The sequence below is a fragment of the Azohydromonas caseinilytica genome (assembly GCF_012927045.1).
Lineage (GTDB): Bacteria > Pseudomonadota > Gammaproteobacteria > Burkholderiales > Burkholderiaceae_C > Azohydromonas > Azohydromonas caseinilytica.
On sequence record NZ_JABBFW010000008.1, the window covers coordinates 70,643 to 84,042 of the forward strand.

A 13,400-nucleotide genomic window follows, 5' to 3' on the forward strand; every position below is an offset into this window, starting at 1 on the left:
TGTCCGGCCCACATGCAACGGTCAGGTCTGGAGTGGCATGGCTTTTCTCCTCAAGTCACTGGTCGTAGTGGTTGATGCTTGGCCTGTGCTGGCTGTGGTACCGCAGGACTTGCCTGCTTGTAACTCGATGCATCTTAACCAGAACATGTTTTACAGAACAACTAGTCTTGTGGCTGCTGACCCCTGCGTTGAGAACGCCGATCAAGAGTCGGTACGATCCCGCCCTCTGCCGCATAGGCAGCTGAGCAAACAAGGCTTGTGGCTCTCTGGGCCAGTTTCACTGCCGCATAGGCAGCCGTTGCGCAGGCCGTTCATTCCTTTGCCCGCGTGAACCCAAGGGCTGGATGAAATCTCCAGCCCTTGTCGTTCCTGCGCACCGTCACCGCGCCGTAGCGCAGGGCGCAGAACGCCGGCGGCTTGTCGAGCGCCTGCGCCAGCCGGTCCAGCTCCTCCATGTAGTTGGTGGCACCCCAGGGCGTGATGCCGGGGCCCTGCACGGCGTCGTCCGGCACGGGCTTGTGCCTGGCCCTCTCGACCACCCTCCAAAGCGGTCCGCCGGCACGGCGGACGCGCTCGTCAGCGACCTCGGCCAACTCAGGCGCGTCGCCGTCGTCATTGAGCTTCAACACCAGCTCAACCTCGTGTTGCCCGCTGTCATCCCGGAAGCGCTGCTGCTGCGGCAGGAAAGCCGTGGTCAGAGCGTCCTGGGGTGCTTCACGCCACCAGCTGGCGGCGTTGAGCACCCGCTGCGGCGCCAGCGCCGAGGCCCTGGCCCGCCGCCCGCCGCTGGCCGGGACCGGTGTCTCCAGTTGCGGCAGCACCTGCGCCTTGGTGCGCGCGTGCTCCAGGTCCGCCAGCCGCGCCTGAGGCTTCATCTCCGCCGGCTCCACGATGCGCGGCCGGGCGTCCAGGCACTTGACGTCCAACCCATCCAGCAGCTCACGCAGATCGCGCTCCTTCAGGCGGAACGGCCCGCTGTCCTCCTCGTAGCCCGGCCGGCAAAAGGCAGCATGGTCGCCCGGCTTGAAGCTGCGTAGGTTGCGGCTGAACACGTGCACGTTCACCGCGCCGACCGGCCCAGGTCGGTGCCGGCGCACCCGGCCCAGCAGCTGGATGAGCGAGCGCAGCGACGAAGGCTCGACCACGGCCCAGTCGTAATCGTGGTCGCGCCCCACCTCGGTCACGGGCGAGCCCAGCACGATGAAGAGGTGGTCCGCCTCCGGGTGCCGGTCGATGTGCTCCCGCACGTCGGGCAGGCCGAACACCTTGTCGGGCTTGTCTCGCTTCAACGCCGCGTCCAGCCGCTGCTCGATGGCCGAGCGCAGCAGCAGCGGGAACTGCGAGTGGTAGATGCACAGGTGAATCCGCACGCCTTCCGGCGCGCCCAACCGGTACAGCGCCAGCGCCACCTCATACAGCGGCTCGATGTTGGCCATGCGCACCAATCCAAAACTCACGCGCTTGCCGCTCTTCGGGTCCACGTTGCAGTGCGCTCGGTGCAGGGCCTGGGCGGACTTTCTCACCGCCTGGGCGAAGCCTTCGTGGCGCTCCCGGTCGTCACGCGCCGTGGACAGGTCCAGCGGCACCAGCTCGACCCGCCGCCGCGCCTCGGCCGCCAGCTTCGCCAGCTGCTGGACACGGCCCCGCGTGAACTTCTCGTGCGCCTGCTTGAACGCCTCGGCCGAAGCGCAGTCGGCCTGCTCGCGGTCGAACTCGTCGATCCAGGCGCAGCAGACCTCGGCCGGTGCGTCCGTACCCGAAGGCCGGTCGCTGCGATGCCGGTTGAATTGCGCGCGCCCGTGGCGGTAGGCCTCGAACAGCCCCTGCACCAGCGAAGGGGGCAGCGTTGCCGAGGACAGCAGCACGCGGCTGCCCAGCAGCCCGGCCCAGTGCACCAGGCGCGTCAGCGCCGGCAGATCCTCCAGGCCGAAATCGTCGGGCTCGTCCAGCACCAGGTCGCCGCCGAGCAGGCGCAGCATGGGGGCGATCTGGCGCCCGCCGCGCTGGCTCTCGGTCGCGGGCGTGAGGTGGTCGATGGTGCACACCAGCAGCGGCGCCTCCAGCAGCTTGCGCGCGTTGGGGTCGCGGAAGACGCGGCGCAGCAGCGGATCGCCGTCGCGGCCTTCCAGGAAGTCCACCTCGGGGCTGTCCTCGTCCAGCAGCGCCTGCCGCGAGGCGGAACCGCTCTTCTCGGCCTGCGCCTCGTGCAGCTCGAACAGCTCGCGGCTGGCGGTGCCGCCGACGCGGATGGCCAGCTCGTCGTCGCCGACGCCCAGCTTGGCGCGCAGCTCGCGCCCGGTCTGCAGCGTCAGCGTGCGCAGCCCCATGGCGAAGGCGCAGCGCAGGCCCAGCTCCGGGTCGGCCAGCGCGTACATCACCCGGGCGTTGGCGACGGTCTTGCCGCAACCGGTGGAAGCCATGTTGACGATGAAGGCGCCCTGCCGGCGGCTGCGCTCGCGCAGGCCGGCGGCGAGGTCGGCGGCCTTGTCCTGCCAGCGGAAGCGCTCGTTGCCGGCGCGACGGCGCAGCGCCGCGCACTTGCCCAGGCGCGGCAGGGCCTGCGCGAAGCGCGGCAGCGCATGCGCCAGCTCGCGGCTGACCTTGGCGACGCCGATGAGGTGCTCGTCGAGCCTCTGGTTCGGTTGGCCGTCCTTGTCCGTGTTGGCGAACAGCGGGTAGTGCTCATCCGCCTTCACGCGCTCGGCATGCTTGCCTTCCAGGCTGGAGTAGTGGTGGTCGGCCAGCATCAGCGCCAGCCGCGCCAGGTGTATCACGTAGGGCTGGCTCAGCCACTGGCAGTCCGTGCGGTCCGGGCGCTGCACCAGCTGCAGCAGCCGCTGGGCAATGCGCCGGGCCTGGCGCTGCCAGTGCTCGGTGGTGACGGGCAGGCCCTGCTCGAACTCCCAGTAGCGCTTGAGCCGCTTCGGGTCGGTGCTGTCGGGCAGTTCGTTCCAGTCGGCCTGGAGCCTTTGAAGCAGCACGTCCTTGAGGTCCGTCACGCCTGCCCCTGGAACCCGCGCACCCAGCGGCAGGTAGCCGCTGCCGTCGTCCCTTTTCCTCGGCATGACCGGCAGGCGGTGATGAGTGACCACCAGCCAGCCGACCGCCTGCGCCAGTGGCGCGTTGACCATGGACTTGAAAGGCGACGGCAAGGGCTGGCCGGGCTGGTCGCGTTGAAAACGTTCCTTGCCGATCCAGGCCTCCAGCCGCCCCGCCTCGGGTCCGCACAAGCGCGTCAGCCACGCCACATCGTTGTCCTGCCCGACGAAAGCCTCGAACAGCCGCAGCGACACCCACTCGTGCCGGTAGTCGTTCTTGCCCTCCCACTTGCCGTCCAGCCGCTTCTGGAACGCCACGCAGGCCTTGCCCAGGTCGTGCAGCAGCGCGGCCAGGGCGGCGAGCAGGTCGATGTCCTCGCCGCTGTGCCAGTCGTTCTCGTCCTGCGTGCGCAGCACGTTGCTGGTGGTGGTGTTGGTGGGCACGGCGCCCTGCGCGTTGAAGCGCCGCGCGTCGCCCACGGTCCACAGCAGCTCGCTGTGGTCCAGGCCGCGAATCCAGTGGCAGGCCACGGCGGTGTTCTTGCGCGCGGTCTTGCGCAGCAGGCGCCGCAGCGTGTCCAGCCCCTCCTGCGTGATGGCGGTCTGCCAGCTGCGGTCGCCGCGGCGCTCGGCGAACTGGTCCAGGATGCGGCGCGTCTCGGTCAGCGCCTTCTTCTCGCACTGGGAGATGAGCAGCACGTTCATGCGCCCACCCCGCGCTGCGCCGCCGCGCTCTCGGCCGCCAGCCCGATGCGCTGCGCCGTCTCCTTCAGCACCTCGATCATGAAATCCAGTGCCCCGCTGCGCGTCAGGGCCTCGATGCAGGCTTGGCGGAACTCCTGCTCGGTGTGCCCGCGCATGGCCGAGACGAAGGCCTGCGGCAGGATGGCGGCGTCCTTCACCAGGTCGGCCACGTCGAACACCAGCCCGCCCTTGCGCGTCTTGCCGTGCAGCACGGCCAGCCCATGCGGCAGGCCCAGCACCCACGTGGCCGTGGCACCCAGCCCGTAGGCCAGGTAGTTGCCGTGATCAAGGAAGCCGTTGGCCGCGTCGGTGCCCTCTCCCCGCTTGGCGCGTGTGAACTCGCCGTGGTTCGTGGCCTGGGCGGCGAGCCGGTAGAGCTGCCTGGTCAGCCGCGCCTCCTCGGTCAGCAGCGCGGTGTTGTCGCGCGCGGCCTCGATGGCCGGCCGCGAGGCATCGAGCAGCGCCTGCAGCTGGGCCGGATCGACCGTGAAACCCTGGTCCTTGAGGTTCCTGCTGCGCGTCCAGTGCTGCGACACCCGCTCCAGCCGCGCCAGCTGGAACAGCTTGGCCGCGGCCAGACGCCAGGGCTCGTCGAACCAGAAGCGCACCCAGCGCTGCAGGTACTCGGTGGGCCGGTACTCGCTCTGCCCCGGGAACCACGCCACCTCCTGCTCGAACTCCGTGCCGGCGAACAGCGGCGTGCCGCCCCCGCCGCAGAAGCCCAGCATCACGCCGGCCTTGGCCAGCTCGCGCACCGCCGCCTGGGTGATGGAGGTGCCCGTGCCCAGCAGCACCGTGGTGGTGTTGGCGATGGGAATGTTCCAGTAGAGCGACTGCTTGCCCTTCTCCGTCACGTACTCGACGCGCCCGCCGTTGACGAGCACGCGGCAGTGCTCCAGGTAGTAGATGTTGGCGCGCTTGGAATGCAGGATCGTCTTCAGGTCGCCGGCGGCGATGTCTTCCATGGTGGTCGGGCCTCCCTTGCGCCGCCATCATGCGGGGCCGGGTGGCTCACCAGGTGAGCCAGCGCAAGACAAGTCCGATTCCGTGCGGTGAGGCTCGCCCGCCCCTCACCGCCCCCTGAACACCGCCGGCCGCTTCTCCTGCCACGCCCGCACGCCCTCGCGCAGGTCTTCCGAGGCGTTGACGCGGGCGATGTCGGCGGCCAGGGCTTGCGCGTCCAGCGCGCCGCGCGCGATGGCGTCCAGGTGCCGCTTCATGCCCAGCAGCGCCAGCGGCGCCATGCCGGCCAGCCGCGCGCACCAGTCCTGGCCCGCCTGCACCAGCGCTTCGGGCTCGACCATGCGGTCCAGGTAGCCCAGCGCGTGCATCTGCTGCGCATCCAGCTTCTCCGCCGCCAGCAGGATGCGCCGCGCCACCGGCAGGCCCAGCCGCGCCACGAAGCGCTCCATGCCGCCGCGGTAGAACAGCAGCCCCAGCTGCGCCGCGGGCACGAACATCTCCGCGGCCGTGGTGCCGATGCGGAAGTCGCAGGCCAGAGCCAGGTCCGTGGCGCCGCCGTACAGCCCGCCGTTGATCACCGCCACCGTCACCGGCCGTGCCCGCTCCAGCACCGCCGCCAAGGCCTCGAAACGCTCCGCGGCCGTGGCGATGTTCTCGCCCGCGTCGCCCAAGTTGAAGCCGCTGCAGAAATGCCGGCCCTGCCCCTGCAGCCGCAGCACCAGCACCTCCTGGCGCGACTCGACCTCGGCCAGTTGCGCCTGCAACACCTCCAGGTCCGACAGCTCCAGCCGGTTGGCCACCGCCGGGCGGCGCAGCGTGATGGTGGCGATGGCGCCGTCGATGTGAAGCTCGGGCGGCAGCCCGGCGTTGCTGTTGCGGTCTTGCGTGGTCATGGTTCGGTCAGCTCGATGCGGCCGCGGCCGGGACGAGGCATCAGTCAGGAAGGGAATGGGAATGGGAACGGGCCGGGACGCCCCAGGCGCCCGGCCGCGCCGCGGGCGGCGGGGATGATACGCAGCGCCCGCGCCGCTTCAGCCCTCGCCCGCCGCCAGCGCCCGCGGCACCTCCTCGGCCAGGAAGTCGAACACGCGCCGCACCAAGCGGTTGCCGTGGACCTCGCGGTGCACCGCCAGCCAGCAGGGCATGGGCGGGATGCCGAGTTGCGGCAGCAACGCCACCACGCCCGGCCACTGCCGCAGCTGGTAGCGCGCCACGAAGCCGATGCCCGCGCCCGCCGCCACGAGCTGCCCGTAAGCCACCTGGTCGTCGGTGCGCAGCTGGAAATGCCCGCGCGTCATCGGCACGCCCATGGCGGCAAAGCCCTGCACGATGGTGTCGTCGCGGTCGTAGCCGATGAGCCGGTGCGCTGCCAGCTCCTCGGCCCGCATGGGTGTGCCCGCGCGCGCCAGGTAGCGCTCGTGCGCGGCGGCGGTGAGCGGCACCTCGGCGATCCTGCGCGCCACCAGCGAGCCCTGCTCGGGGCGCACCATGCGCAGCGCGATGTCGGCCTCGCGCCGCAGCAGGTTGCTGACCTGGTCCGAGGCCACCAGCTCCACCTCGATGCCGGGCTCGGCCTCCTGCAGCCGCGCCAGCACCGGCGGCAGCAGCCAGGTGGCGGCCACGCGGCTGGCCGTCAGCCGCACGGTGCCGCGCTCGGCATCGCGCGCGGCCACCAGCGCGCGCATCAGCTCGCCGGCCCCGGCCTCCATGCGCCGCGCCGCCTCGGCAATGGCCAGCGCCGCCGCGGTGGGCGTGACACCGCGCCCGGTGCGCTCGAACAGCGGCACGCCCAACTGCGCCTCCAGCTCCGCCACGTGGCGCGACAGCGTGGGCTGCTGCGCGCGCAACCGCCGCGCCGCGCCCATCAGGCTGCCGGCGTCCAGCACCGCCAGGAAGCTGCGCACCAGGCGCCAGTCGAAGTTCTCACCGGCCGGCGCATCGGCGGCCGGCATGGGCGAGGAAAGGTCCTGGGTCATGCGCAAATGTATGGCTGGCTTGCGGAGGTCGGCGATTTTCGGATGACGCGGCGGTCGCCACACTTGCCGTATCCGTACACGATACCGACCGCAAGGAGCCCCGCATGAGCACGCCCGCCCCCTCCACCGCCCTGATCCTGGGCGCCAACGGCCGCCTGGGCCTGGCCGCCGCGCAGGCCTTCGCCGCGGCCGGCTGGCAGGTGCTGGCGCAGGTGCGGCGCGAGGCCGCGCCCGGCATGCCGGCCAGCGCCCGCGTGCTGCGCACGCCCGTCACCGACACCGCCGCGCTGGCGGCCCAGGCCGCCGGCGCGCGCGTGGTGCTGCACGCGCTCAATCCCACGCAATACGGCCGGTGGGAGCGCGACGCCCTGCCGCTGCTGCGTGCCGGGCTGGACCTGGCGCAGGCACTGGACGCGCGGCTGATGCTGCCGGGCAACGTCTACAACTACGGCACGGCGCTGAGCCTGTCCACGCCCGAGGACGCGCCGCAGCAGCCGCACACGGTGCACGGCCGCATCCGCGTGGCGATGGAGGCGGAGATCGAGCGCCGCTGCCGCGCCGGGCAGCTGCGGGCCACGGTGCTGACGGCGGGCGACTTCTTCGGCGCCGGCCACGGCACCTGGTTCGACCAGGCCATCCTCAAGTCGATGGCGCAAGGCAAGCTGGTCTATCCCGGCCCGCTGGACGTGCCCCACGCCTGGGCCTACCTGCCCGACCTGGCCCGCAGCTTCGTGCAGCTGGCGGCCAGGGACGATTTGCCCGCCTTCGCGCGTTACCACCACGCCGGCCACACGCTCACCGGGACGCAACTGCTGGACGGCATCGAGCGCGCGGCGGCGCAGCTGGGCCTGCGTCCGGCCCAGGGCTTCAGGCGCGGCGGAGTGCCCTGGGGCCTGATCCGCGTGCTGGGACTGGTGGCGCCGACGCTGCGCGCGCTGGCGTCCATGTCCTACCTCTGGCGCCTGCCGCATGGGCTGGACGACACCCGGCTGCGCGCACTGCCGGGCCACTTGCCCGGCACCCCGCTGGACCTGGCCCTGGAGGACACGCTGCGCGGGCTGGCCGGCTCGGCGGTGCGCCCGTCGCCTTCGTCGTGCCAGCCGGCTGCCCCAGCGGGCGCGGCCACGCGTACCTGAAACCGCCGCCCTGATGGACGGAACGGGTTTCCGTCAGCGGCAGGTTTTTACCGGCAGGTGGGATTGAGGCGACGACGGCGCCTTGAAATTCGAAAATTGGAAATACCGCGTCACAAAAGAATCACGAGCAGCAGATTCACCGCCAGCATGGACCCGCAGGTCCAGGCCAGGATGCGGGTGCAGCGCTTTTCCGAGCGGTCCCAGGCTTCGTTGCAGGTGATGTCAGTCATGGAGGGCTCCTCAGGCGGGTTTGCCTGGCCCACGGTGCGGGCCGGCAGGTTCAGGGCATTGGCAACTCGCTCACGCGCAACGGGATTCCACCCTCGCCGCCCGGTAGATTCGACAGGCCAGCCTGTAAATCCGGGCGGGAGAAACTGATTCATCCAGCCCGGCAAGGGCAGTTGCGGCGCTATTCGCCGCGGGCCGGGTGGATATTTGAAAGCGTTGTCCCAGAGGCATTTGCGGGCTTGGCGCCGCCTGAATAAGGCCGGCGCGAAAGCTGTTGCGTTGCGCCTCTATTGCAAATGGCCTGCCAAGCCCGGCAGCCGGCCCGCGCCCGTGGGGGCGCGGTGCCACGCTGTGGGAAGAAGCGTGCCCGCGCCCGCCCTCAGCCCGCGACGAAGCGCTCGCTGTACACCTGGGTGGCCGGCACGCCGGCGTCCCGGGCCGCGGCCTCGGCCGCTTCGACCAGCGCGGCGGGGCCGCACAGGTACAGGTCGGGCCACGCCTGCGGCGCGCAGGCCGCCAGCGCGCGGCGCAGCGCCTCGGCCGGGGTGCCGGCCTCGCCGCGCCAGTCGCCCTCGGGCCGCCACACACACACGGTGAGCTGCAGCCCGGGCAGCTCGGCCAGCGCGGCGCCGGCGAACAGGTCGGCTTCGCGCGTGACGCCCAGGAACAGCCGCGTGGGCTGCGGCTCCTGGAACTCGGCCATGCGCCGCAGCATGGACAGCAGTGGCGCCAGCCCGGTGCCGCCGGCCACGAACCAGCGCGGGCGCAGCCCGTTCTCGCGCAGCCCGAAGGCGCCCTGCGGGCCGTGCACCACCAGCCGCTGCCCCGGCGCAGCCTCCTCGCGCAGCCAGGCCGAGAAGCGGCCCCGCGGCTGCAGCCGGATCAGGAACTCCAGGTGTCCGTCCCAGTTGCCGGTGTTGGCCATGGAGTAGGCGCGCCGCAGCTCGTGGCCGGGCACTTCCAGCTCCACGAACTGGCCCGGCTCGAACTCGGCCACGGCGACGCCGTCGGCATCGGGCAGCAGGCGCAGCGCCAGCCGCACCGTGCTGGCGCCGTCGCGCTCCAGCTCGATGAGCTCGGCCTCGCGCCGCGGCATCGGGCCGCCGGCGATGCGGGCGCGCTCGTAAGGCAGGGCGATGCTGAGATCGCTGCAGGCGGTGGTGCGGCACAGCAGCACGCTGCCGGGCGGGTCGGCGGGCAGCGCCGCGGGGTTGTGCGGGCCCAGGCTGTACTCGCCGCTGAGCACCTGTGCCCGGCAGGCGCCGCAGCCGCCCTGGCGGCATTGCGACGGCAGGCGCCAGCGCGCGGCCTCGGCGGCTTCGAGCACCGTCTGCCACGGCGGGCTGTCGAGGGTGAGGGACTGGCCGTCGAGCGTGCGCAGCTCGACGGACCAGGCTTTGACGGCTTGGTCCATCGCGGGCCTTCCCTTCAGGCCGCTTCGAGCCGCAGCGCCTCGCGGATGTCCGCGTGCGCCTCGCCGATGGGCTTCAGGCCGAAGCGCTCCACCAGCACCTGCACCAGGTTGGGCGTGAGGAAGGCCGGCAGCGTGGGGCCCAGGCGGATGTTGCGGATGCCCAGCGCCAGCAGCGTCAGCAGCACCGCGGCGGCCTTCTGCTCGAACCAGGACACGACCAGCGACAGCGGCAGCTCGTTGACGCCGCATTCGAAAGCCTCGGCCAGGGCCGTGGCGATACGGATAGCGGAGTAGGCGTCGTTGCACTGGCCGATGTCGAGCAGGCGCGGGATGCCGCCGATGTCGCCGAAGTCATGCTGGTTGAAGCGGTACTTGGTGCAGCCCAGCGTGAGCACCACGGTGTCGCGCGGCGCCTGCGTGGCGAAGTCGCTGTAGTAGTCGCGCCCGGGCGCGGCGCCGTCGCAGCCGCCGACGAGGAAGAAGTGCCTGATGGCGCCGCTCTTGACGGCCTCGATCACGGCGCCGGCCACGCCCAGCACGGCATGGCGGCCGAAGCCCACGGTGATGGTCTTCCCGGGCTCGTCGGCCTTGAAGCCGGGCAGCGCCTTGGCGGCCTGGATCAGCGGGGCGAACTGGTGGCTCTCCAGGTGGCGCACGCCGGGCCATCCCACGGGGCCGGTGGTGAAGATGCGCTGACGGTAGGCGGGCAGCGGCTCGATGATGCAGTTGCTGGTCATCAGGATCGGGCCGGGGAAGTTGGCGAAGTCCAGCTGCTGGTCCTGCCAGGCGCCGCCGTAGTTGCCCGCCAGGTGCGGGTAGGCCTTGAGCTTGGGGTAGGCGTGGGCGGGCAGCATCTCGCCATGGGTGTAGACCTGGATGCCGCTGTCCCTGGTCTGCTCCAGCAGCGCGGCCAGGTCGCCCAGGTCATGGCCCGACACCAGGATGGCCTTGCCCTGGATGGGCCTGACGCGCACGGCGGTGGGCTGCTGCGCACCGAAGGCGCCGGTGTTGGCGGCGTCGAGCATCTCCATCACCGACAGGTTGAGCGTGCCCAGGGCCAGCGCCTCGTCGAGCAGCGCGGGCACGTCGGCCGGGTCCTGCGCCAGGAAGTCCAGCGCACGCTCGATGCCGGCAAACACGTCCTCGCGGTCCTGCCCCAGCACATGGGCATGGTGCGCGTAGGCGCACACGCCCTTGATGCCGTAGAGCAGCAGCGAGCGCAGCCCGGTGACGTCCGCGCCCACGCTGTCGATGCCGGCATCCACGCCCACGCCGGCGGCCTGGCGCAGCAGGCCGTTCTGGTCGGGCGCGGGCTGCCAGGTGGCGGCGGCGTTGGCGAGCGTTTCCGGCTCCTGGCCGGCGGCGCGGGCCGCCGCCTCGTAGCGCGCTCGGGCGGCGTCGCGCAGCCGCGCCGCCTCCTGCAGCAGGCCGACGAAGCGCGCGGCGTTGAAGTTCACGTTGGTCAGCGTCGTGAACAGCGCGTGGAGGATGAAGGCATCGGCCTCGCGGTCGGGCGCGCCCAGGGCGCGCGCCCGCTTGGCGTACTGCGCCAGGCCCTTGGCGGCATGGACCAGCAGGTCCTGCAGGTCGGCGGTGGTGGTGTCCTTGCCGCAGTTGCCGCGCTGCGTGGCGCAGCCAACGGCGTCGCCGGAACGGTAAGTCTGTTCGCACTGGTAGCAGAACATGCGCTGTCTCCCTGTTTGTGATGAGTGAGCCGCGCCGCCCGGGGGCCGCGCGGCGCGCAGGGTAGGCACGGCCGCTCCGGCGCCGCGTTGACGGCCCGCAAGCCTCGCGGGACTCGGCGGGCCCATCGGCGCCGGGTTGCGCTGGGTCAATGGCAGCGAAGGCCTGCACGGCGCGCCCGGTGCGGGCCGCGGCCTTCACCCCACGGGCCGTGGACGCTTGCCAGCTTGTGTAAGTCTGCTGCGCCATGCTTCCTGGTTGTTTTCGGGCCGGCGGGCCCGCTGCCAGAGGAGAAGCACCGATGACGCGCGTCAACCCCTACGAGATCGGACTGGACAAGAACGAGGCCAACTTCGTTGCGCTCTCACCGCTGAGCTACATCGAGCGCGCGGCCTACGTGTATCCGCAGCGCGTGGCGCTGGTGCATGGCGCGCTGCGCCAGACCTGGGGCGAGACCTTCGAGCGCTGCCGCCGCCTGGCCAGCGCGCTGCAGCGGCGCGGCGTGGGCCGTGGCGACACGGTGGCGGCGATGCTGCCCAACGTGCCGGCGATGGTCGAGGCCCACTTCGGCGTGCCCGCCGCCGGCGCGGTGCTCAACACGCTCAACACGCGGCTGGACGCCGAGTCCATCGCCTTCATGCTGCAGCACGGCGAGGCCAGGGTGCTGCTCACCGACCGCGAGTTCGCGCCCGTGATCGCCAAGGCGCTGGCGCTGCTGGGCGAGCGGCGCCCGCTGGTGGTCGAGGTCGAGGACGAGCTGGCCCCGCCCGGACAGCGCCTGGGCGCGATCACCTATGAAGAGCTGCTGGCCGAGGGCGACCCGGCCGCGCCGTGGACGCTGCCCCAGGACGAGTGGGACGCCATCGCGCTGAACTACACCTCCGGCACCACCGGCAACCCCAAGGGCGTGGTCACGCACCACCGCGGCGCCTATCTCAACGCCGCCAACAACGCCATCGCCTGGACGCTGCCGCACCACCCGGTGTACCTGTGGACGCTGCCGATGTTCCACTGCAACGGCTGGTGCTTCCCCTGGACCATGGCGCTCGTCGCCGGCACCAGCGTGTGCCTGCGCAAGGTCGATCCGGCGCTGGTCTGGCCGCTGATCCGCGAGCAGCGCGTGACGCACCTGTGCGGCGCGCCCATCGTCTACGCCATGCTGATCAACGCCCCGGCGGCGCTGCGCGAGGGCATCGGGCATGAAGTGAAGGGCCTGATCGCGGGCGCAGCGCCGCCGGCGGCGGTGATCGAGGGCTGCGAGCGCGTCGGCATCGCCATCACCCACGTGTACGGCCTGACCGAGGTCTACGGCCCGGCGGCGCTGTGCGCGCAGCAGCCCGAGTGGGCCGGGCTGCCGCTGCCCGAGCGCGCGCGGCTCAACGCGCGCCAGGGCGTGGCCTACCCGCTGCAGCAGGGCGTGACGGTGCTCGACACCGAGACGATGCGGCCCGTGCCCGCCGACGGCCAGACGCTGGGCGAGGTGTGCTTCCGCGGCAACGTGGTGATGAAGGGCTACCTCAAGAACCCCACGGCCACGCAGGAGGCCTTCGAGGGCGGCTGGTTCCGCACCGGCGACCTGGCGGTGCTGCACCCCGACGGCTACGTCAAGATCACCGACCGCAGCAAGGACGTGATCATCTCCGGCGGCGAGAACATCAGCTCGCTGGAGGTGGAGGACGTGCTGCACCGGCATCCGGACGTGATGCTGGCCGCGGTGGTGGCGCAGCCCGATCCGAAGTGGGGCGAGGTGCCCTGCGCCTTCGTCGAGCTCAAGCCCGGCAGCGGCGCGACCGAGGACGAGCTCATCGAGTTCTGCCGCGGCCAGCTCGCGCGCTTCAAGGCGCCCAAGCGCATCGTCTTCGGCGAGCTGCCCAAGACCTCCACCGGCAAGATCCAGAAGTACGTGCTGCGCCAGGCGCTGAAGTCGGCCAGTGCGATCGGGTGAGCGAGAGCGGGCCGCGGGTTGCGCCCGAAGGTTCGGGACGCAACGGGTTGAGCGGCCCGCAATGAGAAAAGCGCTCTGGGGGCGCGCTTTTTCGTTGGAATGACTCGAAGGCTGAGACGCGACGCCTTCTACCTCGTCGTTCCCGCGAAGTCGCCCACCTTTGGCGAGCGCCCAGGCGGTCCCACGGCAGAGCGCGAGTCAAGGCGCAGCGCTACGAGACCGAAGTTCACGGCCGCTTGCCTGCCAGCCTGCTTGCGGCCGGCCTAGGGACCG

The 13,400-nt window shown here is 71.6% G+C and carries 8 protein-coding genes; 2 read left to right on the top strand and 6 right to left on the bottom strand.

All coding sequences use genetic code 11. The annotated features are described in order from the left end of the window. Positions 1-311: 311 nt before the first annotated feature. The 4 genes from cas3f to HHL10_RS13445 form a co-directional block, all read right to left on the bottom strand. Positions 312-3,743, bottom strand: coding sequence for a type I-F CRISPR-associated helicase Cas3f (cas3f, locus tag HHL10_RS13430; RefSeq protein WP_169160881.1), 3,432 nt, complete (start codon positions 3,741-3,743; stop codon positions 312-314). Next, the gene (gene cas1f, locus HHL10_RS13435) at positions 3,740-4,747 is read right to left on the bottom strand and encodes a type I-F CRISPR-associated endonuclease Cas1f (RefSeq protein ID WP_169160882.1); all 1,008 of its coding nucleotides are present in this window, start codon (positions 4,745-4,747) and stop codon (positions 3,740-3,742) included. Before cas1f ends, cas3f begins: the two co-directional genes overlap by 4 nt. Positions 4,748-4,852: 105 nt before the next feature. Beyond that, positions 4,853-5,638, bottom strand: coding sequence for an enoyl-CoA hydratase/isomerase family protein (locus tag HHL10_RS13440; protein ID WP_169160883.1), 786 nt, complete (start codon positions 5,636-5,638; stop codon positions 4,853-4,855). A gap of 138 nt (positions 5,639-5,776) precedes the next feature. After that, on the bottom strand, positions 5,777-6,721 hold the full coding sequence (locus tag HHL10_RS13445; RefSeq protein WP_235971437.1) for a LysR family transcriptional regulator: 945 nt from the start codon (positions 6,719-6,721) through the stop codon (positions 5,777-5,779). A gap of 104 nt (positions 6,722-6,825) precedes the next feature. Between HHL10_RS13445 and HHL10_RS13450 the strand changes: the two genes are divergently transcribed. Beyond that, positions 6,826-7,857, top strand: coding sequence for an NAD-dependent epimerase/dehydratase family protein (locus tag HHL10_RS13450; RefSeq protein WP_169160884.1), 1,032 nt, complete (start codon positions 6,826-6,828; stop codon positions 7,855-7,857). Between the two features lie 607 nt (positions 7,858-8,464). Here HHL10_RS13450 and HHL10_RS13455 read toward each other — a convergent pair. After that, on the bottom strand, positions 8,465-9,499 hold the full coding sequence (locus HHL10_RS13455) for a 2Fe-2S iron-sulfur cluster-binding protein (protein ID WP_169160885.1): 1,035 nt from the start codon (positions 9,497-9,499) through the stop codon (positions 8,465-8,467). A 14-nt stretch (positions 9,500-9,513) separates the two neighbouring features. Then, a complete protein-coding gene (hcp, locus tag HHL10_RS13460) occupies positions 9,514-11,184 on the bottom strand; it encodes a hydroxylamine reductase (protein ID WP_169160886.1) in 1,671 nt (556 codons plus the stop codon). A gap of 299 nt (positions 11,185-11,483) precedes the next feature. On the opposite strand from hcp, the gene HHL10_RS13465 reads away from it, so the two are divergent. Further along, positions 11,484-13,127 (top strand): acyl-CoA synthetase, encoded by a 1,644-nt coding sequence (locus tag HHL10_RS13465; protein ID WP_169160887.1) that lies wholly within the window; start codon positions 11,484-11,486, stop codon positions 13,125-13,127. The last annotated feature ends 273 nt before the right edge of the window (positions 13,128-13,400 follow it).